This is a genomic window from Streptomyces sp. NPDC056296, from assembly GCF_042268605.1.
Classification (GTDB): Bacteria; Actinomycetota; Actinomycetes; order Streptomycetales; family Streptomycetaceae; genus Streptomyces.
Window position 1 is genome coordinate 163,896 of sequence record NZ_JBHJRX010000007.1, and the last position, 23,450, is coordinate 187,345.

20 protein-coding genes are annotated in these 23,450 nt (G+C 68.9%); 11 read left to right on the forward strand and 9 right to left on the reverse strand.

The features are described 5' to 3' along the window. Nucleotides 1–145: 145 nt before the first annotated feature. Nucleotides 146–1,372 carry a cytochrome P450 gene (locus tag ACFCZF_RS07330; protein WP_376670830.1) on the forward strand — a complete coding sequence of 409 codons (1,227 nt, stop codon included), beginning with the start codon at nucleotides 146–148 and terminating at the stop codon, nucleotides 1,370–1,372. Between the two features lie 52 nt (nucleotides 1,373–1,424). Here ACFCZF_RS07330 and ACFCZF_RS07335 read toward each other — a convergent pair whose 3' ends face one another. The 6 genes from ACFCZF_RS07335 to ACFCZF_RS07360 form a co-directional block, all read right to left on the reverse strand. Next, nucleotides 1,425–2,687, reverse strand: coding sequence for a cytochrome P450 (locus ACFCZF_RS07335; RefSeq protein WP_375912299.1), 1,263 nt, complete (start codon nucleotides 2,685–2,687; stop codon nucleotides 1,425–1,427). Beyond that, a complete protein-coding gene (locus ACFCZF_RS07340) occupies nucleotides 2,684–3,301 on the reverse strand; it encodes an ATP/GTP-binding protein (RefSeq protein WP_375912302.1) in 618 nt (205 codons plus the stop codon). The genes ACFCZF_RS07335 and ACFCZF_RS07340 overlap by 4 nt, the downstream gene beginning before the upstream one ends. After that, on the reverse strand, nucleotides 3,282–3,638 hold the full coding sequence (locus tag ACFCZF_RS07345) for a DUF742 domain-containing protein (RefSeq protein ID WP_375912305.1): 357 nt from the start codon (nucleotides 3,636–3,638) through the stop codon (nucleotides 3,282–3,284). Before ACFCZF_RS07345 ends, ACFCZF_RS07340 begins: the two co-directional genes overlap by 20 nt. Further along, nucleotides 3,635–4,060 (reverse strand): roadblock/LC7 domain-containing protein, encoded by a 426-nt coding sequence (locus ACFCZF_RS07350; RefSeq protein WP_375912400.1) that lies wholly within the window; start codon nucleotides 4,058–4,060, stop codon nucleotides 3,635–3,637. Before ACFCZF_RS07350 ends, ACFCZF_RS07345 begins: the two co-directional genes overlap by 4 nt. Nucleotides 4,061–4,179: 119 nt before the next feature. Continuing rightward, nucleotides 4,180–5,886 (reverse strand): sensor histidine kinase, encoded by a 1,707-nt coding sequence (locus ACFCZF_RS07355; RefSeq protein ID WP_376670831.1) that lies wholly within the window; start codon nucleotides 5,884–5,886, stop codon nucleotides 4,180–4,182. A 319-nt stretch (nucleotides 5,887–6,205) separates the two neighbouring features. After that, nucleotides 6,206–6,439, reverse strand: coding sequence for a hypothetical protein (locus ACFCZF_RS07360; RefSeq protein ID WP_376670832.1), 234 nt, complete (start codon nucleotides 6,437–6,439; stop codon nucleotides 6,206–6,208). 86 nt (nucleotides 6,440–6,525) lie between these two features. Here ACFCZF_RS07360 and ACFCZF_RS07365 point away from each other — a divergent pair, with 86 nt between their 5' ends. The 9 genes from ACFCZF_RS07365 to ACFCZF_RS07405 all read left to right on the forward strand — a co-directional run bounded on the left by ACFCZF_RS07365 (nucleotide 6,526) and on the right by ACFCZF_RS07405 (nucleotide 14,941). Further along, nucleotides 6,526–6,762, forward strand: coding sequence for a hypothetical protein (locus tag ACFCZF_RS07365; RefSeq protein ID WP_375912313.1), 237 nt, complete (start codon nucleotides 6,526–6,528; stop codon nucleotides 6,760–6,762). Nucleotides 6,763–7,241: 479 nt separating this feature from the next. Further along, nucleotides 7,242–7,442: a hypothetical protein gene (locus ACFCZF_RS07370; protein ID WP_376670833.1), complete on the forward strand. Its 201-nt coding sequence runs from the start codon at nucleotides 7,242–7,244 to the stop codon at nucleotides 7,440–7,442. A gap of 341 nt (nucleotides 7,443–7,783) precedes the next feature. Then, a complete protein-coding gene (locus ACFCZF_RS07375) occupies nucleotides 7,784–8,281 on the forward strand; it encodes a VOC family protein (RefSeq protein ID WP_376670834.1) in 498 nt (165 codons plus the stop codon). Between the two features lie 19 nt (nucleotides 8,282–8,300). Continuing rightward, complete coding sequence (locus tag ACFCZF_RS07380) at nucleotides 8,301–8,783, forward strand: VOC family protein (protein WP_376670835.1); 483 nt, start codon at nucleotides 8,301–8,303, stop codon at nucleotides 8,781–8,783. A 266-nt stretch (nucleotides 8,784–9,049) separates the two neighbouring features. Next, a complete protein-coding gene (locus ACFCZF_RS07385) occupies nucleotides 9,050–9,211 on the forward strand; it encodes a hypothetical protein (RefSeq protein WP_376670836.1) in 162 nt (53 codons plus the stop codon). 12 nt (nucleotides 9,212–9,223) lie between these two features. Continuing rightward, complete coding sequence (locus ACFCZF_RS07390; protein ID WP_376670837.1) at nucleotides 9,224–9,448, forward strand: hypothetical protein; 225 nt, start codon at nucleotides 9,224–9,226, stop codon at nucleotides 9,446–9,448. A gap of 66 nt (nucleotides 9,449–9,514) precedes the next feature. Continuing rightward, nucleotides 9,515–10,828, forward strand: coding sequence for a DUF4185 domain-containing protein (locus ACFCZF_RS07395; protein ID WP_376670838.1), 1,314 nt, complete (start codon nucleotides 9,515–9,517; stop codon nucleotides 10,826–10,828). Nucleotides 10,829–11,678: 850 nt separating this feature from the next. Then, complete coding sequence (locus tag ACFCZF_RS07400; RefSeq protein ID WP_376670839.1) at nucleotides 11,679–13,583, forward strand: ricin-type beta-trefoil lectin domain protein; 1,905 nt, start codon at nucleotides 11,679–11,681, stop codon at nucleotides 13,581–13,583. A 260-nt stretch (nucleotides 13,584–13,843) separates the two neighbouring features. Next, a complete protein-coding gene (locus ACFCZF_RS07405; protein ID WP_376670840.1) occupies nucleotides 13,844–14,941 on the forward strand; it encodes a GDSL-type esterase/lipase family protein in 1,098 nt (365 codons plus the stop codon). A gap of 261 nt (nucleotides 14,942–15,202) precedes the next feature. Here ACFCZF_RS07405 and ACFCZF_RS07410 read toward each other — a convergent pair whose 3' ends face one another. Continuing rightward, nucleotides 15,203–17,476 carry a sigma-70 family RNA polymerase sigma factor gene (locus tag ACFCZF_RS07410; RefSeq protein WP_376670841.1) on the reverse strand — a complete coding sequence of 758 codons (2,274 nt, stop codon included), beginning with the start codon at nucleotides 17,474–17,476 and terminating at the stop codon, nucleotides 15,203–15,205. Between the two features lie 316 nt (nucleotides 17,477–17,792). Here ACFCZF_RS07410 and ACFCZF_RS07415 point away from each other — a divergent pair, with 316 nt between their 5' ends. Then, nucleotides 17,793–18,824, forward strand: a complete 1,032-nt coding sequence (locus ACFCZF_RS07415) for a LacI family DNA-binding transcriptional regulator (RefSeq protein ID WP_375912337.1) — start codon at nucleotides 17,793–17,795, stop codon at nucleotides 18,822–18,824. A gap of 223 nt (nucleotides 18,825–19,047) precedes the next feature. Here ACFCZF_RS07415 and ACFCZF_RS07420 read toward each other — a convergent pair whose 3' ends face one another. After that, nucleotides 19,048–19,494, reverse strand: coding sequence for a TetR/AcrR family transcriptional regulator (locus ACFCZF_RS07420; protein ID WP_376670842.1), 447 nt, complete (start codon nucleotides 19,492–19,494; stop codon nucleotides 19,048–19,050). A 212-nt stretch (nucleotides 19,495–19,706) separates the two neighbouring features. After that, a complete protein-coding gene (locus ACFCZF_RS07425; RefSeq protein ID WP_376670843.1) occupies nucleotides 19,707–23,402 on the reverse strand; it encodes a discoidin domain-containing protein in 3,696 nt (1,231 codons plus the stop codon). Between the last annotated feature and the right edge of the window lie 48 nt (nucleotides 23,403–23,450).

Sequence of the window (23,450 nt, forward strand, 5' to 3'; positions counted from 1 at the left end):
GACGCCTCGCCAAGGCCGGTGAGCACTGGTTTTCGGACAAGGGGCGGCGTCATGAGGGATTGAGTCGCCAGCAGACTGTTATATCCGTGCTGCGATCAACTAAATTTTGGTCTTGACCAGTTGGAACGCACGAGGAGTGATCCGCATGTCCACCGCCCAACAGGTGCCTGACATCCTCTCACCCGAGTTCGCGGTCGACCCCTATCCGGCGTATCAGGTGATGCGTGAGGACGCGCCCCTGATCTGGCACGAGGCGACGCAGAGCTACATCGTCTCCCGGTATGAGGACGTCGAGTACGTCTTCAAGGACAGGGCCGGCGAGTTCACGACCGACAACTACGACTGGCAGCTGGAGCCGGTGCACGGGAAGACGATCCTTCAGCTGAGTGGCAGGGAACACGCGGTGCGGCGTGCCCTGGTGGCGCCGGCCTTCCGCGGCAGCGACCTTCAGGAGAAGTTCCTGCCCGTCATCGAACGCAACTCACGTGAACTGATAGACGGTTTCCGGCATTCGGGCTCCGCCGACCTGGTGGCCGACTACGCCACGCACTTCCCGGTCAACGTGATCGCGGACATGATGGGCCTCGACAAGGCCGATCACGCCCGCTTCCACGGCTGGTACACGAGCGTCATAGCCTTTCTGGGTAACCTCTCGGGCGACGCCGACGTGACGGCCGCGGGGGAGCGGACTCGGGTGGAGTTCGCCGAGTACATGCTGCCGATCATTCGTGAGCGCCGCAAGCATCCGGGAGACGACCTTCTGTCCGCACTGTGCGCGGCCGAGGTCGACGGAGTCCGGATGAGTGACGAGGACGTGAAGGCGTTCTGCAGCCTGCTGCTCGCCGCAGGTGGTGAGACCACCGACAAGGCGATAGCCAGCATCTTCGCCAACCTGCTGCGCCACCCCGAGCAGCTTGCCGCCGTCCGCGCGGACCGAGGCCTGATCCCGCGGGCCTTCGCCGAGACCCTGCGCTTTACCCCGCCGGTCCACATGATCATGCGGCAGTCCGCCACCGAGGTGGCGCTCAGCGGCGGAACCGTGCCGCCCGGGGCAACCGTCACCTGCCTCATAGGGGCCGCGAACCGTGATGGGAGCCGCTATCGCCATCCCGACCGTTTCGACATCCTGCGCGACGATCTGACCACCACGACCGCCTTCTCGGCTGCCGCCGATCACCTCGCCTTCGCCCTCGGCCGCCACTTCTGCGTCGGCGCGCTGCTGGCCAAGGCCGAGGTCGAGATCGGGGTCAACCAGCTTCTCGACGCCATGCCCGATATGCGCCTCGTCGACGGCTTCGACGCGGCCGAGCAGGGCGTCTTCACCCGCGGGCCGGGGGCCCTCCCTGTGCGCTTCACCCCCGTGACCGCGTAACTCGTGCTGTGATCACCCTGATGGGCCCCGCCCGGGGCCCATCACATTCGCTCTACATCACCACCGGAGTGAACTGCACCGGCAGCGAGGTCAAGCCTCGCATCCAGAGCGACGGACGCCAGACCAGTTCCTCCGGCTCCACCGAGAGGACCAGGTCGGGCAAACGCTCCAGCAAGGTTTCGACGGCGGTGCGCGCCATCACGTCCGCCAGCAGTGGTGCGGGATAGGGACAGCGGTGCTCGCCGTTGCTGAAGGACAGGTGCGCGGAGTTTCCCGAACCGACGTGGTCATACGGCCAGATCTGCGGATCCGTGTTGGCCGCCGCAAACCCGAGCACCAGGCAGTCACCGGCCCGGATCAGCCGACCACCGAGCTGCGTGTCCCGCACCGCCCAGCGCCCGATGAAGTTCTGCGTGGGAGTGTCCAGCCACAGCACCTCGTTGAGCGCGTCGCCCACACTGAGTCGGCCTCCCGACACGTTCACGGCGAACCGCTCGTCCGTCAGTAGCAGACGCAGGGTGTTGCAGATCCAGTTGGACGTCGGCTGCTGCGCCGCCGCGATCACCGAGATGAGGTCCTGGACGATCTCCTCGTCCGTCAGGCCCGCGGAGTTCAGCAGCATGCGCGACGTGACGTCCGGGCCCGGTCGCTGCCGTTTGTCCGCCACCAGCTGCCGCAGCCGCTCGCCCACGCGTGTGTACGCCGCCACCGGGTCGTCGCCCTCCGCCGCGTCCAGCGATATGCGGAGATCGTCGACGAGCTGCTGAGTGTCGGAGCCCGACGTGGGCATCCCGCAGATCTGGACCACCGCTCGCATCGCGAGTGCGTGTGCGTAGTCCCTGACCAGCTCCGCCTGGCCGCTTCCGGCGAACGAGGAGATCAGCTGATCGGCGATGTGCTGGCATTCCTGGGCCAGCTCGAACTGGTCGACACCCTCCAGCGCGTCCGTGATCACCCCGGCTCGACGGCGGTGCTCGTCGCCCTCGGTGAACAGCACCGACGGCTGGTATCCGACGAACGGCAGCAGGGGCCAGTCCGCTGGAATTGCCCCCCACTGATTCCAGCGCCGGGAGTCCCGGGCGAACAACTCGTCGTGACTGGTCACATAGCTGACTTCGGCATAGCCGAGGATCAACCAGGCCGGGATGTCCCCGTCGAGCAGTACGGGCGCGACCGGGCCGCGTTCACGGCGCAACTCCCGGTACAGCTGTGACGGAGACTGCTGGTACTCGAGTCCCGACAGGCTCACGGCGTCGTGCTGAACGGGGCAGCCCGGGGCAGTCGGGTGGGTGGCGGAAGAACCGATGTCGGTCACGGGTTGGCCTCCTGGGCCATGGCCAGTTGGTAGACATGATTGACGAGCGTGATCAGTACGTCTTTGCCGGACTGCCGTACTCGTGCGTCGCAGTCCACCATCGGCACGTGTGCGGGCAGTGCGAGTGCCATACGTATCTCATCCAACGAGTGCCGGGCGGTGTCGTCGTCGAATCGGTTCACGGCCACCACGAAGGGTGTGCGGTGGTGTTCGAGGCGGTCGATGGCGTACCAGGAATCGTCCATGCGGCGGGTGTCCACGAGCACCACCGCCCCCAGCGTCCCCGAGAAGAGCCGATCCCACAGGAACCAGAATCTCTGCTGGCCCGGCGCCCCGAACAGGTAGAGCACCATGCGCTCGGACAGGCTGATACGCCCGAAGTCGAAGGCGACCGTCGTGGTGGTCTTCGCCGACCCCCCTTCGAGCTGGTCGACGCCGGCGCCGGCCTGTGTCATCACCTCCTCGGTGTTCAGCGGCCGGATCTCGCTCACCGAGCGCACCAGGGTCGTCTTGCCGACACCGAAGCCGCCCACCACGACGATCTTCAGGCCAGTGTCGGCCGCGTCAGCCAGGGGCGTGCGGTGGGCAGGCAGCTCAGAGATTGCGGAGTCCATGGAGCACCTCCTGAAGTAGGGCGGTATCGGGGAGGGCGGCACGCGAACGTGCCGGGCGCGGATGGCGAGCGGTGATCCGGCCAGTGTCGAGCAGGTCACCGAGCAGAATCCGTACCACGGTGATCGGCAGCCTCAATTCCGAAGCTATCTCGACCACGGCGGTCGGGTGCCGGCACAGATCGAGGATCCTGGCGTGCTCCGACTGCATCCCCGCCGTCGACTGGGACTCGCTGACGATGAGCGTCACCAGGTCGAAGGTGTCGTCGGCGCTGCTGCGTCCCCGTGTGACAGTGAAGAGACGGTCGGGGTCACCGATGTCCACCGGCTTGCGGCTCACGGCGCGCCCGTACCCGGAACCTGTGCGGACTCTCGGGGCGCGGCGCGCAGATGCTCACCGATCTGCTCGACCATCTCCGTCATCTGGTGACCCACGACGCCCGGATCGGCTTCCTCTCCGGCGAGTACGGCCAGGTGTGCCCCTTCACCGGCCTCCACGATGAACAGCAGGCCGCCGTGGAATTCGGTCATGGAGTGGCGAACCCCACCGGAGCCGTCGCCGAACTCCATCGAGGCGCCCTGGGCGAGGGCCTGGATGCCGGAGCAGATCGCCGAGAGTTGATCGGCCTGGTCGAGTGTCAGGTGCTCGGTCCAGCACAGCTTCAGGCCGTCCCGGGACAGGACCAGCGCGTGGCGGGTACCGGGCGTGCGCTCCAGAAGACTCTGCAGGAGCCAGACGAGGCTGTTGTCTGTGGTCTGCATCATGGGTGATGGGACATTGGTGCCGGACTGGCCGGTCACCTGCCCCTTCCTCCAATCTCGCTAAGTCGGGCGGAAGATGGCCGCGAGGGCCTGCGCCGCCGTTGGGGAATGATGTGGGGCTACGGTCCGACAGGAGGATCGGATTCGGGCTCGGGCTCGGTCCCGGCTCCCGCGTTCTCGGCGCCGGTTTGGCGGCCACGGTGGAAGGCGCCGAACCGGGAACCCGCGTCTCGCCTCGGACGGTTCTCGTTCGCACCGTCGGTCGCTGCTTCGGACCGGCGTTGATCGCGCTCCCGCTCCGCCTCCGCCATCGTGCGGCCGGGAGCCCGGACGGGCAGGCCGTTCGGGGTCGACGTGGTCACGCTGGGACGCCGTTCCGGCTCCGGTGACTCGGTGCGTGTCGAGCGCTGCGTGGGCAGGGTCGGCTGGCGCGGGGCTGGGGGCGGCGGGTTGCGGTAGGCCTGGTGCGGTGCAGGATCGCGCTGCTGGGCAAGTATCTGTGGAGGCAGCAGGACGACGACTCCGGTGCCACCGCGCGACGAGGGACGGTAGTTGACGCTGATGCCGTACTTCTGCGCGAGACCACCGACGACGGCGAGGCCGAGTCGAGTGCCCTGCAGCGAAGCGAGGTCGCTCAACTGGCCGGATACCGCTTCCTCTGCTCGGCGCATCGCCGCGTCCGCCATACGCAGACCGCTGTCCTCTATCGTGACGACGATGCCGGCGCTGCGTTCTTCCACGTAGACCTGTACCTCGTCGATGGGCGGCGAGAAGTTCGCGGCGTTGTCCATCAGTTCGGCGAGCAGATGCATGACGCCCTCGGCGGCGAAGCCCGAAACCGCAGCCGTGGTGGAGGAGTTCAGGCGAACCCGTTGATATGCGGCGATCCGGCCCACGGCGCCACGCAGGATGCTCTCCATGACGATGGGCTTGTTCCAGGCGCGACTGGACCGGCCGCCCATGAGCAACGCCAGCCTGTCGGCCATCAGGCCCAGCTGTGAGGTGCTGTGGTCGAGCTTCAGCAGGTCACCGAAGACCTCTTCGCTGTGTCGGTCCTGCATCTCCCTCAAATCGGCGAGCATGCTGACGGCCTTCGCCTGTACGCGGCTGAGTGCCTTGGCGGACGCGGCCTGTGCAGCGGACGCCCGCCGCTCGCTGCGGGCGAGTTCCCGGACGAAGGACTCGGCCGGTAGGCGAACGACGGGAAGCCGCGGGAGCTCGATCTCCGCGAACACCGTGTCTGCGGAACGGCCCTCCCGAAGGCGTGCGATCGCGTGGGGCAGTGTCTCCCGGGTGAGCTGTTCCAGTTCGGTCACCACCCGCTCCAGCTCATGTGCGACGTGCGCGCGCTCGTCGTTGAGCCTCGAGGCGTGCTTGACGCCTTCCTCGATCGAGGCGGCGAAAGTGTCCACGAGACGCCGCAGTTGCGGGTCGGCCGGTGGCGGCGAACTGGTCAGCGCATCGGCGACGCTCGTGCCGTCCCACAACAGCTTGGCCACCGTGGGCAGCGTCACGTTGAGGGCATGAGCGGTCTCCGCGGACTGCTGCGCCGTTTGCGTCCTGAGGCGTCCGGCCTCGGCCTCGTGTTGTGCGGTCGCACTGCGGGCTTGCCGCACCAGTCTGTGGCTGACGAGGAAGCTCACCGCCACACACGCCCAGGCGGGGACCGTCACCGCCAAGGTCCAAGCCTGAGCGTTGGACGGTCCCAGGGCGGCTGCGGCGCCGGCGGCGACTGCGCTGACCGACAGCACGGCCAACGACATGGCCAACGAAGGGCGCGGCGCTTTGGCGGGGCGCTGCTGGCTGGGAGGTGCAGGCACGGACATTCTGCGGTCCCTCGGTCCATGAGAGTGGAAGAAACAGGCGACCGATGACGGCCGCGGGCCAGGATCGGGGCCACAAGAGGAGGGTGATCTTCCGACCCGGCACGGGCTCATCCTAGTCACATAGTTGAAGGAAGTGATCCGACAAGCTGACTAGTAGCCAGGTCACTCGCATTCGTCGCGATGCCGCCACTCGAACGTATGTACGTGATATTGGTGGGGGTGTGGGTAAGCGGCGGTCTGACGTGCGGCGATGCGTCGGCTTGACGAGCCAGAGCGCTGCGGTGGGATGAAGAGAATCGTTTCTTGAGTGCACGTCCACTCATTCGAGTGAGCGATTTTCAGACAGACGATCGCGTTCCCGGCTAAAGGCACCGGTGACATCGAGCTGGTTGCGCGACTCAAGGCGACGACCACCACGGTCGTCCCGGCGCCCACGCAAGTGGCCGGTCAGCGCCGGCCGGCCGCCTGGGCGGCGCGGCACGCGCACCGCCGCGACGAGAAGGTTGAGCACGCCGCAATGGGCTGAGCGCGAGGCGCCGGTGGCAGGCGTCATGCGGATGAGGAGGCTTGAGGGAACCCGCTCAGGCTCGAGTCGGCAATCACCCGGTTCGAGGTGTAGATGAGATGTCCCGATAAGCGATGCTCGTCGAGAAGGGCGCAGACATGAGGGCAGTGCAATTCGATCAGTACGGGGATGAGGACGTGCTGGAGGTCAGGGACGTCGATGCCCCGGTCGCGGCCCGGGGCCAGATCGTCGTACGCGTGAAGGCGGCGTCGATCAATCCGGGGGAGGCCGCGATTCGAGAAGGCGTGATGGACTCGGTCTGGCCCGCCACGTCCCCTGCGGACAGGGCAGCGATTTCGCGGGCACGGTGACGGTGGCCGGCACGGGCGCGGACTGGCTCAGTCCTGGAGATCCGGTGCTGGGGTGGACGGACGAGCGTGCCGGCCACGCCGAGCTGGTGGGCGTGCCCGCCGGGCAGATCATCCGCAAGCCGCCTTCGCTCAGCTGGGAGGTGGCCGGATCGATGTTCGTGGCGCCGGTGGCGGGATACGCAAGTGTCATTGCCGTCGATCCCAGGCCCGGTGAAACCGTCGTGGTCGCGGCGGCGGCCGGCGGCGTCGGGAGCGTGGCGGCTCAACTCGCACGGAGGGCTGGGGCACTGTCATCGGTCTGGCGGGTGAGGGCAACCACCCGTGGCTGCGTGAGCACGACATCATTCCAGTGGCATATGGCGACGGCCAGGAGGATCGCATCCGGGCAGCCGCACCCCAGGGTGTAGACGCTCTGATCGATGCCTATGGCGGCGGATACCTCGATCTGGGCATCGGGGCTCGGCGTCGAGCCCCGACGTATGAACTCCGTCATCGACTTTGCGGCCGCTGAACGCCTGGGCGCCCTGAGTGTCGGATCCAGCCAGGTCATCAATGCGGAGGTGCTGGCTCACCTCGCAGTGCTAGCTGCTTCCGACGAGCTCGACATCCCCATCGCGGTTACCTTCCCTCTCGCCGAAGTACGGGCGGCCTACCGGCAGCTCGCCGATCGCCACACCTGAGGCAAGATCGTCCTTCTTCCGTAGTCGTTCTGGCTCGGCCCCGGGGCAAGAGCGCGACAGCGGCCGGCCGGCGCCCAGTGAGCGGGTAAAGAAGCGCTGCCTGGATCGGGTCCGTCACCGACGCCTAGTCCGCCGCTCGCCTCTCGGTCTCGGTCTGGCGTGCAAGGGGCTCGCACTGCGCAATCCGTGGCTGGTCAGGGGACTCATCTGCGCCGAAGTCTGTCCTTGACAGGCGGCAGGACCCGGGACTACGTTCTCTTACCACCCTAAACATACGGGTATTTAAGGTGGCGGTGGCACCGGAGTCCGATTCTGATGCTGAGGGCAGAAGGGAAGAAGCTGTGAGCGCGCTGGTAAAGCACCTGATGCATGTGTGTATCACCGTTCCGAACCTCGACCAGGCACTCAACTTCTATCGGGACGTCCTGGGATTTGAGTCCGTTTTTGAGACTCGGAACGACAAGGCAGACGGTCGACTTCTGGGATTCGACACGGACGAAGTAAGTATCAGCGCTCACCACGTACTCACTGTCGGTGCAGACGCGCAAACAGCTACAGCGATCAACCTGGTCGAGCACACTCAACCCGAGACTGTCGTCAATGGCGGCCCATACGATCAAATGAACCACGTGGGCATCACACGGCTGGCACTGCTGGTGGACAATGTCGATGAAGCGTTCGCAAGAATCCGGTCGCACGAAGGGGTCACCATTGTCTGCCCGCCCCGCGGAATTTGCATTCAGGATCCGAAAGTCCCCGTCACGTCGAGGTGGTTCAGCTTTACGGACCCATTCGGAGTGTTCGTCACGATGACCGAACCACTCCCGGACCAGTGCTGAGGAATGGAGAAGAGACTTCGTGGATCGATACGTCAACCGCCTTTTTCACGTGTGCATCGTGGTTCCGGACATCGTGAAGGCGCTCGCGTTCTACGAGGGAGTGCTGGGTCTTGAATCCATTGGGGGCCTCCGGAACGAGAAGTCGGACGGTGCGGTGCTTGGGTTTCCAGGAGAAGAGATCGAAATCCATGCCAACCACCTGCGTGGCAGGCTCAGTGAGAACGCCACCGTTATCGACCTCATCGAGTTCGTGCACCCAGAAACCTCTGTCGGTGACGGCCCCTATCGACAGATGAACCAAGTGGGCATCACTCGGATGGCCTTTGACGTTGATGATGCCGATGCGATTTATGAGCGGCTTCGGGAGCGGGGTGACGTTGAGCTCCTGGGAGATCCCGCGACGCTGCAGGCTCCTACTGGAGGGGAATTCCGGATCGTAAGCTTCAAGGATCCTCACGGAATCGTGCTTGAGCTGATCGAACATCGCCCGGCACCGGCATAGGAAAGTCAGGGCTGAACCGCTCCGTCAGCAGGGAGGCGTGGGGACGCACCGGCACCCTGCTGACGTCCAAGACCGCCCAGCATGGTGGCAACCTGCACAAGGTCCCCGCTGGTCGGGCGACGCCGACCACAACGCGGCCCGGAACGTTTTGCACCTGTACCGGACGGGCTCGCGCTCCTCCCGGCTGCCGGGAGGGCAGTCGTCAGGCGCGCGCAGCGCATCAAGCCCGCTACCGCAAGGTAAGCAGAAATCTACAGACCGCCGACATGATGTACGCGATCGGCGACAATCCCGCCGGACCGTTCTCCGCGCCGACCAGGTTCTACACCGCGCCCGAGTTCGAGGGCGTGGGTCCGGGCCAGCGGTACACGTACAACGCCAAGGCTCACCCGAGCCTGTCGCAACCGGGGAAGCTGCTCGTGTCGTAAAACGTGAACCGCATGCGTGGAGCCACCAACAGCACGGACTACCGGCCCCGGTTCCTCAACCTGGACCTGGGTACGTCGGGCGACTCGACGAACGTGGCGCTGAAAAGGCCGGCGACGGCGTCGTCCGCCGACGACGCGGGCAAGACGGCCCCTCTGCCGTCGGCCTCGGTCACGAGAATGCCGGCCGTACCACCCCTCCTCCAGCGGCACGCCCGGGCGGCCGAAAGTGTGCGGTGAGAAGTGTTATGCCGTGATCCCACACCGGTCTACGGAGGTGTAAGCGTCCCACTGAGGAGTTGAAGCATGCACTCGACCAGGCGTATCGGCCAGGGCGTCGCCATCACCGCGGCATCCGCCGTACTGGCTGCCGCGGCGACGGCCTGCGGGCCGGAGGAGCCCGCGGCGTCCGACGACTACACGCCCGGCCCGGGCCGTTCCGTGTCCGCGCCGCCGCCCCCGTCGTCGTCGGCACCGACCGGTGAGTCGACGTCGAAGGCACCCGGGTCCACGAGGCCCACGGCGTCCGCCACCTCCGGTACCAAGGCCCCGGGGGAGCAGACGGGTTTCGTCTACCCGGCGCCGGGTCAGCGCACCGGTGCGGGTGCGCTGCCGGTGCAGGCGGCCGACAGCAGCTATCTGGGCCGGCAGGACTACGGTCGTGAGGTCGCCCGGGACCTGGGCTTCTCCGGTGTGCTGAACGGGCAGAGCCTGTGGACCTACGGCGACACGCTGGTACCGGACGGCAAGGGCGGCTACCAGTTCACCGCGTCCGGCAGCATCGGGCTCGGCGTCCAGGGCGACCCGCTGAAGATCAAGGACAAGAACGTCAACGACCAGGGCTGGCCGCAGCAGTGGATCCCGCTCACCGAGGAGGAGAACAGGAACGGGGGCCTGGGCAGGTTCGCCGAGGGCGGCACCAACGTCGTCGAGTACGCGCCGAACAAGGGCCTGGTCTGGTACCTGAAGAACGACCGGGGCGAGGGCGGCAAGGGCATCCTGGGTGCGGGCGTGGCCACGGTGACCGCGTCTGCCGAGGGCGTGGTCGCACACCGTCCGCACGACATGATGTGGGAGCCGGACGAGCCGCACTGGGGGGACGTCGGCGTCACCTACAACCCCGGGGACAAGAAGGTATACGTCTACGGTTACGGCCCCGAGGGCTTCGGCCGCGACGTCTACCTGGCACGTGTGTCCGCGGAGCGGGCCACCGACGTGTCGGCCTACGAATACTGGGACCAGTCGGCCAAGTCCTGGACGGACCAGCGCTTCACCAAGGACGGCCGCTCCGGTACCCGGAAGCTGACCAAGGAGATGGCGCTGTTCTCGAACAACGAACTGGGCCAGTCCAACGCGTTCTGGAGCAACCACTACAACACATGGATGTTCGTCGCGGGCGCCAACGTCGGCTACACCGACGTCATGGTGATGACCGCGCCGAAGCTCGAAGGCCCCTGGACGAAACCGAAGACGGTGGCGTCCACCTGCCCGACCGGCAAGTGCAGCAGCATGCGGTACGCCATCGCCCCGCACCCCGAGTACGACCCGAGTGGCAAGACACTCCTGGTCACCTGGACCGACGAGAACATCGTCCACTCCACCCGTATCCGCTGGAAGTAGCCTCCCGGGCGGGCCGTGACGGGCACTGACCGAGTGACCGCGGGCCTTGCGACCCCTTCCCTCTCTCGAAGCGCCGGCCGACCGCTGCCCCACGGCGGCCGGCGCTGTCGGACAGGTGGGGCGGCGTGCCGGCGCTTCGAGTCCAAGGTCACTACGCCGTGATCACCACTGCCAGTTTCCTCGGCTCCGAGGTCCACCTCCTCACCTCGCTCATCGCCATGCGACTTCGAGCGCGTTTGGTCAGTCGCCGACGGGGACGCCGGCCATCCAGCGGGGGCCTGGTGGTACTGACGCCGAACGGGACGGCGCACCCCAAGAGGGCTGGTAACTGCCGTGCGGGAACGACTGTTCGCCTGCCTTCGCCCAGTGGCACGGTGTCCGTCCACCGCCGCTGCCGACGGTGGCGGGGCGGCTCGTACGACCGGCTGCTGGAACTGGCGTGAAAACAACAGGAACGCACACGTAACTGATTGGCTGAAGTGGATGCCCGTCCACGGCTGGGGTGACTTCTCGAAGTCTCCGCTCGCTCCGGCGCCGATGCCGGGTGGTGAGAAGGCGCTCGGATCACGCGATGCTGCGCGCTGACGTGGAAGAACCCTTCCGACTCGCGAGGGTTCTCGTACTCGCTGACGTCGCCACGGACCGGGTGACGTCCTGGGGTGATCGACGGAAGTTTCCGACACGCTTCTACCAATTCCCAACGTACGGGTGCATGCTGTCCGGCGAACAGGCCTGTGCGCCCCCACGTGTGCGCACGGCTCCCCGACTCGCACGGAGGTGTACCTCCATGTACGTTGGCACCGCGCACAGACAACGTTGTCAGAGACGCTCGTTACCAACCCTCCTCGCTGTGTTCGCGCTGCTGTGCGCGGCACTCGCCACCACCGGCGGCACGTCGTACGCTGCCGCGCCCCCCAGCGCGACGATCACCGGCCCCGGGAAGAAGTGCGTCGACGTCGACGGGGACGACTCGGGCGGCAACGGCGCGGCGGTCCAGCTGTGGGACTGCCATGCCCCTGCCCGCGATCAGCACTGGACGCACCGGTCCGACGGCTCACTGAGCACCCTGGGCCGGTGCCTGGACGTCGACAGCAGCGGCACCGCGGCCGGCACCCGGGTCCAGTTGTACGACTGCAATGGAACCGGCGGCCAGGTCTGGCGGGCCAGGGCCGACGGTTCGCTGTTCAACCCGCAGTCCGGGCGCTGCCTGGACTCCCCTGACGGCAACACCGCCAACGGCACGGACCTGCGCCTGTGGGACTGCAACGGCTCCGCCGCCCAGAGGTTCACCGTCACCAACGGCACGATCGTAGGGCCGGGCGACAAGTGCGTCGACGTGGACGGTGACGACGCAGGTGGCAATCTCAAGCCGGTCCAGCTGTGGGACTGTCTGGCGGAGGCCGCCGACCAGCACTGGACGCGCAACGCCAACGGTTCGCTGAGCACGCTGGGCCGGTGCCTGGACGTCGACAGCAGCGGCACCGCGGCCGGCACCCGGGTCCAGTTGTACGACTGCAACGGCACCGGTGCCCAGGCGTGGCAGCAGCGCGCCGACGGCTCGCTGTTCAACCCGCAGTCGGGCCGATGCCTGGACTCACCCAGTGGCAACACCGCGAACGGCACCCGCCTGCAGATCTGGGACTGCAACGGCAGCGCCGCACAGCGCTTCCGAGTGAACGCCGCCGGCGGCACGCAGACCGGGGGCTTCGTGTACCCCGCGCCCGGGCAGACCACCGGCCCCGGCCAACTGCCCCCGGCGACCACGAGGGTGGATTACCTGGGCCGCCAGGACTACGGCACCGAAGTCGCACGTGACCTCGGCTTCTCCGGGGTCGTCAACGGCCAGTCGGTGTGGACGTACGGCGACACGCTCGTCCCGGACGGCAGGGGCGGTTGGATCATCACCGCCAACGACAGCGTCGGCCTCGGCGTGAAGGACAACCCGATCCGGATCAACCAGCGCGTCGGCTCCAACGGCTGGCCGGACCAGTGGATCCCCTACACCGACGCCGAGAGCGCCAACGGTGGCGCGGGCCGCTACGGCATGGGCGGTACGAACGTCGTGGAGTACGCCCCGAACAAGGGCCTTGTGTGGTTCCTGCGCAACAACCGCGGCAGCGGCGGCCAGGGCATCGAGGGCGCGGGTGTCGCCACGGTGACCGCGGACGCGAACGGTGCCAGGGCCACCCGTGTGTCGGACGACCTCATGTGGGCAGCCGACGAACCCTGGTGGGGCGATGTCGGCGTCACCTACAACAGCCAGGACGGCAAGGTATACGTCTACGGCCACGGCGCGGGCGAGTTCAGCCGCAACATCTACCTGGCGCGCGTGCCGGCGAACCGGGCGACGGAGGTTGCCGCGTACGAGTACTGGGACCAGTCCGCCCGGACCTGGAGCACCCAGCGGCTCACCCTCGGCGGCGCGAACGGCACCAAGAAGCTGACCGACGCCCAGTCGATCTTCCCCGACCACATGCTCGGCCAGTCCAACGCGTTCTGGAGCAACCACTACAACACCTGGATGTTCGTCGCCGGTGCGGACGTCGGCTACAGCGACATCATGGTCATGACCGCGCCCAGGCTCGAAGGCCCATGGACCAAGCTGACCACCGTCGGCTCCACCTGCCCCACGGGCACCTGCGGCCTGCGCTACGCCATCGCACCGCACCCGGAGTACGACCCGACCGGCAAGACGCTCCTGGTCACCTGGACGGACGACAACGTCATCCATTCCTCCAGGCTCACCTGGCGCTGACCGGGCCACGACCGGCGAACGCGGCACGCAGCTCCACCGGACGGCGGCGACACCGTCCGGTGGGGCCTGCGTCCTCCGTGCGCGCTCGGGCGCACGAGCACGCTTCCACTCCGACGGGAACGTCGGCCGGTGTTGCGCGTATGCCGTGACCCGCCGCCTTCCCCCGAGCCCTCTCTCGCCGACTCACCCCCACCGCGCGACCGCACGGGTCCTCCCCGCGCACACGCAGTCCACCGCTCCTCTCGCTTCAGGGAGTCCACATGCCCGCAAGACATCCCGTTGCCCTGCTGACCGCACTACTGTGCGCGGCCGCGACCTTGTTACTGGCGGCTCCGGTCGCCGAGGCCAAGGCCGAGTCCGACGGCGGCGTGCGCGTCATGCCCTTGGGTGACTCGATCACCGACGGCTTCAACGTGCCCGGAGGCTACCGGTCCGATCTCTGGCAGTACCTGGCAGCCGACGGACACACGGACGACTTCGTCGGCTCGCAGTCCAACGGCCCGGCGCGCCTCGGCGATCACGACCACGAAGGGCACTCCGGCTGGCGGATCGATCAGATCGACGCCCACGCGGCCGACTGGGTACGAGCAGCGGCACCGCGCACGATCCTGCTGCACATCGGCACCAACGACATGATCCAGAACTACGATCCGGCCGGTGCCCCCGCCCGGCTGTCCGGTCTACTCGACCACCTCACCACCGCCGCACCCGGCGCCGACGTGTTCGTCTCCGACCTCGTCCCGGTGGCCGATCCGGCCGCCGAGGAGCGGGTCAGGCGGTTCAACGCGGCGGTCCCCGGCGTGGTGTCGTCCCTGGCGGCCAAGGGGCGCCGTGTGCACTTCGTGCCCATGCACTCCGCGCTGACCACCTCCGACCTGGCCGACGGCGTACACCCGACCGGCGGCGGCTACTCCAGGATGGCCGCCCGCTGGTACGGAGCCCTGGTCTCCTCGCCGGTCACCCGGTGGGAGGCGGAGAACCCGGACTACGCCAGGGTGCACCACGCCGACCTGCCGTCCAGTCCCACTGCCTCGGGCGGACGGAAGGCCGGCCACATCGACCACGCGGACAGCTACCTCGAGTACACGATCAACGCCCCCTACACCGGTGGCTACCGGATGTACGTGCGCGCCGGCAACGGCATGGGAACCCGTTGCGGGCACCTGCTGACCGTGAACGGGGAACCCGCCGGCACGGTCACCCACCCCTCCATGGGATGGGACGAGTGGACGATGACCGGTGTGGACGTCCGACTGCGTCAGGGTTCCAACACGCTGAGGTTCGCCAAGGGCGACTGCTACGCCGAGATCGACGCGATCGACTTCGCCACCCTGGGCGCGCCGACGCCCTGGATCTGAACCCCGCACGGACCGGGTCCGATCCACGCGGAGCCCACGCGGAGCCTGAACGATGACGGACTCCGTCGGCCAGGCGATGCCGAACTGCGGTTCCAGCGGCTCGGCCCGCAGGAACCGCGGTGGCCGGACTCGGTCCACGCTGTGCGCCATGTCAGAGGGAACGTATTCGGCGGCAAGCGGCTTCGGATCCACTCCGGCGCGTTCGTCGGCGCGGCGTCGAGGGGGGTGCGGCCTGGCCAAAACCTCCGCCCGCGTCTGTCGTCATTTGCTGAAACGCAGCCGCAGGGTGCTCTGGTCGCCGTCCTTCGGGTCGTAGTAGCTGAGGTACTGCGTCATTCCGCCGTCGCGGGCGTACTCCGGGTGGGCGAATAGTGCGTAGGCCGGGTCCGCGCCTTGTGTCGGTACGGTGCCGGCCGTGCGCTCCTCGCTCCACGGACCGTAGGGGGAGCCGCCCACCTGGAACTTCACGTCACTGGTGCCGTAGGGCATGAACACGTTGACGAACGTGCCCAGCGCCTCGTTCCAGAACACGGTCTGGCCGGCCGACCCGGCCGCCACGACCCGCACGCCCGCCTCTGGATCGGCCGACCAGTCGGCCTCGGTGCGAAACCGCCAGGCCGCGCGGTCGGTGAGCGAAGTGAGCGGCACACGGGCGACCCGGCAGGCGTAGTCGCAGTCGCCGTACACGTACGCATGCCCGCCGACGACCGTGACCGCGCTGCTGTAGCCCTGGCCGTCGGGGAAGAACATCGTCGGGTCGGTGCCCTCGACGCTGCCGACCGACGGGCCGTGTTCCGCCGTGAGCCTGGTGACCTCGCCACTGCGCATGTTCAGTGAGGCGATGCCGGTGCCCAGTCCCTTGCCGAGCGTGCCGGAGCAGGGCGTGCCCTCGTCGCCGCCCCGGCACAGCTTGCCGTAGAAGACGAGGAGCCGGCCGCGGGCCTCGTCGGCGACGACGGGCCCCGGCCAGAAGGCGAACGTGGCACCGCAGTACGGGTCCTCCTCGCTCGTACACCCGGTCGCCCTGTCGTGGGCGCGTTCGAACGCGGTCTCGGCGCCGGTGCGCGGGATCAGCTCGGTGGGGCGGCCGGGGACCGTCGAGAAGGCGGTGGCGGAGCGCAGGGAGATGCCGTCGGAGGCGTCCAGGTCGGTGGTTGCGGCACCGGAGTTGGAGACGAAGCCGAATGGGCCCCGCAGGGTGGTGTCGTCGAAGATCCAGACGGACCTGTCGCCGTAGCGGGCGCTCTGACCGTTGTCACGGCCGTCGACCGAGTCGTGCTGGACGAGTGGACGCGGATCGCCGATGGTCGCGCCGGGCAGAGGTGGGACGGAGCCCGAGAAGCGCGGGACGCTGTCGCCGCCGGACGGACGGGGGGACGGAACGGCCGCCGGGCCGGAGGCGGAGGACCGCCGGTGCGTCGCGGAAGGAGAAGGAGAGGGGGAAGGGGAGAGGGAAGGGGCCGGCGTGCCGGCGCGTGGAGCAGTCCCGGTGCTGGGCGTCTCCTTCCCTCCCGGCCCGTCGTCGAGTTGCGTCACTCCGATGAGCAGGCCCGCCGTGAGCACGGCCGCACCTACTGCAGCCGCTGACTTGGCGGGTGCCGTCCCGCTCCTCGCCGCACGGCCGAGCGTCCCGCCGTGTCCGATGCCCGCGTCGTTGTGCGGGGTCGGCGCATCGCCCTGCGGGAGGCCGGAGCCCGGCTCGGCAAGCCGGTCCAGAGCGTGGTGCCCCCAGGCGGACGGGTCGGCCTGGGTGAGCATCCGCGCGTGGGACTCCAGCTGAGGTGGAGGCACGAGCACGGGGATGCCCAGCAGCAGGCGCTCGGGTGCCACGAGCCGTCGACGGGGCGGCACGCACGCGGTGCAGCCGGCCAGGTGGCGGGCTATGCGCTTGCGGCCCAGCGGACTGGGACGGTCCGTGCCCGGTATCGCCTCCAGTCCGGCGCACGGCCGGGTGCGGGAGAGCGCGCGGACCACCGACCTGGCCGTGTCCAGTTGCCGCTTCATCCGCTGGATGCGCACCGCGAGATGTGCCTGGCTGATGCCGAACGACGCCGCCACCTCCTTGCGGGTCAGTTGCCCCTCGACCTCCAGCCACCAGTGGGCGAGCAGGTCGCGGTAGGGCTCGTCCAGCCAGCGGACGGCCTGCGTGAGCTGCCGCTGTTCCTGGGTGAGCGACGCCCGCAGTTCGAGCAGCGCCGCGAGGTCGCCGTCGGAGGCCGGTACGTCCCCGGGCAGCTCGGCTCGTGCCCCGCGCGCGATGCCCGCGCTGCGGCGCGCGTCGGCGAGCTGGCGCATCGCGATGCCCACGAGCCAGGAGCGGTACGAATCGGGGCTGCGTACGTCGGACAGGCCGCGCACGACGCGCAGCATCGTCTCCTGGACGATGTCGTCGACATCGAGGTCGGACTCGGCCGCACGGCCGACCACGTTGTAGACCAGGTGCAGGCTTCCGGCGAGGAGGGCCTCGACGGCATCCGGATCTCCGTCGAGCGCGGCTGCCACGACCGGACCGGCAGGGAAGGGCGGGCTGCTCATATCGTTCCTTCGAGCGGTGCTGGACGCTTCGGGGCACCCCACCGCGAGGGGACGGTGGCGTGTCGAGTCCGTAGACCGGCGACGGGCACGTGCATAACACTTTTCCTGTGGCTGTGTAAGGCCTCGGACCTGGCGTTCCGTTCGGTCGGACGAACGTCGGCGGGGTAGGAACGGAGCGCTCGGTCACCGCCTTGTCAGCGTGACGACAACGGATGTATAACGTTGTAAAACTAGCGCACGGGCTCGGCGCACTGCTCACGGTGACGACACAACCCGCACCGACCACCCGAGTCGGGCGGTTCGGGAAAGGAATGACGTGCGGGTCAGCCTCAAGGACGTCGCCGCGCACGCGGGGGTGTCCATCAAGACCGTCTCCAACGTGGTGAACAATTTCCAGCACGTCACCCCCGCGATGCGCGAACGCGTCCAGCGCTCCATCGACGAGCTCGGTTACCGGCCCAATCTGACCGCCCGGCACCTGCGGGCGGGACGCACGGGCATCATCGCGCTCGCCCTGCCCGAACTCGGCAACCCCTACTTCGCGGAACTCGCCGCGGCCGTGATCGACACGGCGGCCGAGCACGACTACACCGTGCTGCTGGACCACACCGGCGGACGGCGCGAGCAGGAGCTCCTGGTCAGTCAGGGTTTCCGGGCGAGGGTCATCGACGGACTGATCCTCAGCCCCATCGAGCTGGAGACCGAGGACCTGCGCGACCGCGCGGAGAACGTACCGCTGGTACTGCTCGGTGAGCGGGACTACGACCTGCCTTACGATCACATCGCCATCGACAACGTCGCCGCCGCCCGCGCGGCCGTCGCGCACCTGGTCGGTCTGGGACGCCGGGAGGTGGCGTTCATCGGCGCCCGGCGCGGACGCAACGAGCCCGCCCAACTGCGCGTACGCGGCTGGCGCGAGGAACTGACCGCCGCCGGGCTTCCCGTCGACGAGGGGCTCGTCGCCGCTACCGACGGTTGGGGGCACGCCGACGGTGCGGCGGCCATGACCCGCATCCTCGACGCCGGAAGGCGTCCCGACGCGGTCTTCGCCTACAACGACCCCATGGCCATCGGCGCGATGCGGGTGCTTCACGCGCGGGGAGTGAAGGTGCCGGAGGACATCGCCGTGGTCGGGTTCGACGATGTGGTCGAGGGGCGGTTCGGCGCGGTGACCCTCACGTCCGTCTCCCCGGACAAGGGGGCCATCGGCCGCCTCGCGGTGGAATCGGTCCTCGCCCGGCTCGGCGGCGCGGCCCCCGAAGCCCGCCGCGTCTGGGCGGAATACCGCCTGATCGAACGGGAGAGCACGCTGGGGCGCAGCGGTGCGAGCGAGGGCACGAGGGGCTGAAACAACGCGGTCACCGGCCGCCATCCATGCGTTCCGCCATCACCGATGGTGGCAGGTCGGGCGCGACGCCGGCACGCGTCCGGTTCCGGTGACGGCGTGAGCATACGGCAGCCTCCTCAGCGGGCGGACGCCGCCTCACGTCACTCCCCGCCCGACAGCAGCGCGGTGGCGAACGCCGTCAGATGGTCGGCCAGCACGGCGGGGTCGTCGGTCATGCCGCGCTCTAGCCGATCAGCTCGGCGTCCTTGCGCAGTACGCCACGGCGCCGCAGTTCCATGCGGGGGGCGTTGACGTAGATGACACGTGCGGAATCCGGGTGCTCGTCCAGCATGGTCACCAGGGCTGTCATCATCGGCCGCAGCAGCGCGTCGAGGTTCTCCGGCTTTTTGGGGGCCGCCGCCGACACTTCGGCCAGCAGCCAGTCGTTCTGGTCCCGGTGCACGGAGAGCAGCAGGTCCTCGCGGTCGGTGAAGTGGTCGTAGAAGTAGCGCTTGGCCACCTTCGCGCGGGCGCAGACCTCGGCCACCGTGACGTCGTCGTAGGACCGGGCGGCGAAGAGTTCGAGTGCAGCCTGGCTGATCCGTGCCCGCCGGTCGGAGGCACGTTCCTCGCGTGACAGGCCGCCGTACGTGTCGCCCCGCGGGAGTGTGGCCCGTGCCTGCTCGACCACCCTGTTCTCCTTCTCCCGCCGTGGCCTCGTGCCTCGCCGCCACGGCGCGACCGTGCTCTTCTCAGGTCCGACGATAGCCGCCGCCCGGGATGCCGGGAGGCGGCCGGCGGGCCCGAAGGGCCTGAGGAACTTACAGGAGGAGGGAACGGGTGGTGAGACACCGGCCGCGGGCCGGGAGCCCGGCGGCCGGTGCGGGTGGTGCCGCGGCCCGCTCAGCGACGGCCGCGGTTGGAGGCGAGGGACGTGCCGTAGCCCTGGGCGGTCACCTCCAGATCGCCCCGGTGGCGCTCACCGCGCGGGCAGGAGACCGTCACCTCGCGTTCCTCGCCGGGCAGCAGCCACAGGTAGTTGTCGGAGTAGCGGGCGGGCAGCACTCGGTCGCCCGAGCGGTGGTCGCGCAGCGCCAGCCGGACCATGGGTGCGACGGCACGGCCCTTGTTGCGGACCGTCACAGTGAGAGCGATCCGGCCGTCGCGCTGCGAGGTGCGGCCTCCGGTCACCTCCAGTGCGGCCCCCGAGAGGTCGTTCAGCGCCCGCACGTCCTTCGGCTGACCGTAGCGCCAGTACGTGTTCTCCGACAGCGTGCGGCCGTCGGCGCGGGCCAGGCGCAGCCGCACCAGGTGCAGGGGGTGGCCGCCGCCCGGGGCGGTCACCGTGAAGGCCGGGGCCGTCGCGGAGGCCGGGACGTCGAGCTCAAGGCGCTGCGGGTCGGCCAGCCCGCGGCCGGTCAGGTCCAGCACCTCGGCGTGGACGACGGCGCCGCGCAGCGGCTCGGCCGTGTGGTTGACCGCGAGCACCTTCCAGTCGTTCGGGTCGGCCTGCACGTGGTGCGCCTCGCAGCCCGAACGAGCGCCGTAGTAAGTGCCGTTGACGTCCAGGTCGTAGTCGTAGGTCTGCCACACGGTGCTGTGCCACGCCGGGTTGGACATCCACAGCAGCAGTCCGCTCGCGTCCTCCCACAGGCCGGAGTTCCACGCTTCGAAGATGGCCCGCATGGATTCGTAGTTGACGAACTGCGCCTTGGCGCAGAACTCCTCCAGCGAGGCGGACTCGCCGAGGCGTTCGTCGATGGCCGCCTTGTAGCTCTGCGGGTGCTGGCCGCCGCGCTCCAGCCAGTCGTGGTGGTTCCACACCAGGCCGATCGGCCATTCCTTCTCACCGCCGACCAGGTTGCGCATGCTCTCCACGACCGAGACCGTCGGGATGCCGATCTCGGTGTGGAAACCGAAGGTGCCGTGCGCGTACAGGTCGGGGTCGTAGTACCGCTTCGGGTCGACCCAGGAGTACGGGCCGCTGCCGCTGACGACCCCGGAGGCCGAGTTGCTGATGTAGGTGACCCCGGGATGCTCCTCGGTGACGGCCTTGCGGGCGCCCGCGTCGATCTCACCGGACGGCGTGCCCTCGTTGGCGCCGCACCACACGACGATGCTCGGGTGCGAGCGGTAGCGGCGGACGGTGTCGCGCACGTGGTCGAGGTAGAGGGCGTGGTTCGGCGGGTCCAGGAACCAGGCGTTCCAGAAGTCGTTCCACACCAGCAGCCCGTTCTCGTCGCAGCGGGCGTAGAACTCCTCGCGGTTGCTGCTGCCGAGCCAGTTGCGGATCATCGTGAAGTTCATGTCGCGGTGCATCTCGACGGCCGCCTCCATCCGGCCGTCGCCCATGCGGCGCAGCAGTTCGTCCCAGCCCCAGTTGCCGCCGCGGCACAGGACGCGCACGCCGTTGACGCTGATCTGGAGCTGGTGCGGCCGGTTGTCGACCGCCTTCACGTCGGTCCAGTCCTCGCCGTCGTCCGAGACCTGGACGGTGAAGGTGAGGGCGTACGCCGACTCCCACAGGAGGGAGATCCGGTCGAAGTCCTTCGCCTCGCCGAGGTCGACCCGGATCCACTGCTCGTCGGAGTAGGCGGACGACCAGCGGGTGTTGTCGTCGCCGTCGACGGCGGCCGCGGCGGTGTTGGTCGCGTTGTCGGTGGAGGAGGCCGACGCGGGCGCCCGCAGCGCGAGGTCCGTGTCCGGTGCGCCGCTGTCGGTGACCGACAGGCGCCACAGAGAAGCGCCGAAGTTGGTGGCCCGGCGGCCGGCCAGGACGCGGACCCAACGGGCGTGCTGCCGTTCCAATTCGACGACCTGCTCGAACCGGTTGGCACCGGGCTCGAAGACGACCGGGTTCTCGGAGGCGTAGTCGAACTGACGCAGCCCGACGCGCAGCGTGCGCTCGTCGCTGACGTCCTTGCCGACGGAGGCGGTGATCTCCAGGTCGTGCAGAGCGGGGGAGCCGTAGCCGTTGGGCCACCACAGCTCGGGGTCGCGCAGGCGCAGGGCGGGGAAGTCCTCCGGTGCGAAGACCATGTCGGTGCTCGCGCCGCCGTCGATCCGGACGTCCTTGCCGACGCGGGCGCCGGCGAGCCGGGCCACGACCCGCACCGTCCGGGCGTCGGACGCGGCGTTGCGGACCGGCACGGTGAGGGTGACCTCGGCGCGGGAGCGGTCCGGCAGCCGGGGCAGGGCCGTGTCGACGTGCGGGTCGCCGACGACGGCGTCGCCGGTCGCGCGCAGCCGTACGTGGTTCCAGATGCCCATGACCCGGTCGCGCACGGCGGGCATCCAGTCCCAGCCGGTCACCGCCAGGTAGGTCGGTCCGTTGCGCATCATCATGCCCGAGCCCGCGTCGGCGTAGGACACGCCGTTCGATCCCCGGTCGCCCGGACTGCCGGGGAAGGGCATGTGGTCCATGCGGACGGCCAGTACGTGCTCGCGGCCGCCGGCGAGCTGCTCGGTGACGTCGAACGCGCCGCGGGCCGTGGGGTGGGCCATCTCGCCCACCTTGGTGCCGTCGAGCCAGATCTCCGCAGCGTGGTTGATGCCGTCGAACTCCAGCCAGACGCGGCCCCGGCCGCGGGAGGTGAGGCCGCGCGGCACGGAGAACATACGCCGGTACCACCAGGCCGACTTGCCGAGCGCCTCGGGTATGCGCAGGTTGTCCATGCCCTTGACCGGGTCGGGCAGATGCCCCTCGGCGACCAGGGAGGCGAGGATCGTGCCCGGGACCTCGGCTCGCAGCCAGCGGTCGGTGTCCACGCCGGGCGCGGACAGCTTCGCCCCGTCGTCGGTGCCGGCGAACTCGTCGAGGGTCACGTTCCAGCCCGACTCGATCGGCACGGTGCCGTCCTGGTCGAGCTTCAGCGCGGGCACCGGCCGGGCACCGCTGGTCCACTCGGTCCAGCCGCTCGCCGCGGGGCGGCGGGCGGGTGCGGTGCCGTGCACCTGGAAGGCGTTCAGGCCGAGCGGGTTGTCGTTGGACAGACCGGTGCCGACCATACGGACCCAGCGGGTGTCCACCGGCTCGTCCAGGGTCACCTCGACGGTGCCGCCCTGGTCCGTGGTGCCCTCGTACACCGGCTGCCACCGCTTCCCGTCCGGGGACACCTCGATGCGGAAGCTGGTGGCGTAGCTCGACTTCACCTCCCAGCCGGTCGTGTTGACGTTCGGGTTGCTGTCGTCGGCCGGCTCGAAGACGGCGTCGCCCTCGGTCGCCTCGAAGACGAGGACGACGGAGGTCACCCGGCAGGTGCCCTCCAGGTCGACCGCGACCCACTGCGGATCCCCGGTGCCGTCCGCCCGCCAGCCGCTGCCCGTGACACCGGCCCGCCCCATGCGGTCGGTGACGAAGTGGGCGGGGGTGGCGGCGTACGCGGTGGAGGACACCTGTACGGGCCGGTAGAGCGCGAGATCGGCAGCGGCCGCCTCGGCGCCCGCGGTGGGAACCGCGGGTGCGGCCGAGGCACGGCCGGGCAACGCGCCGGCCAGGCTCACACTCGCCAGCACCGTCGCCGACGCGGTGAGGAAGGTGCGGCGCGAGTGGTCCGGGCCCGGTGTGGCGGCGCCTGCCTGTGCTTGGTCTTCGCGCATGGGTACTCCTCGGTGAATGGTTCGGATGCGGTAAGGAGTGGGGGGTGA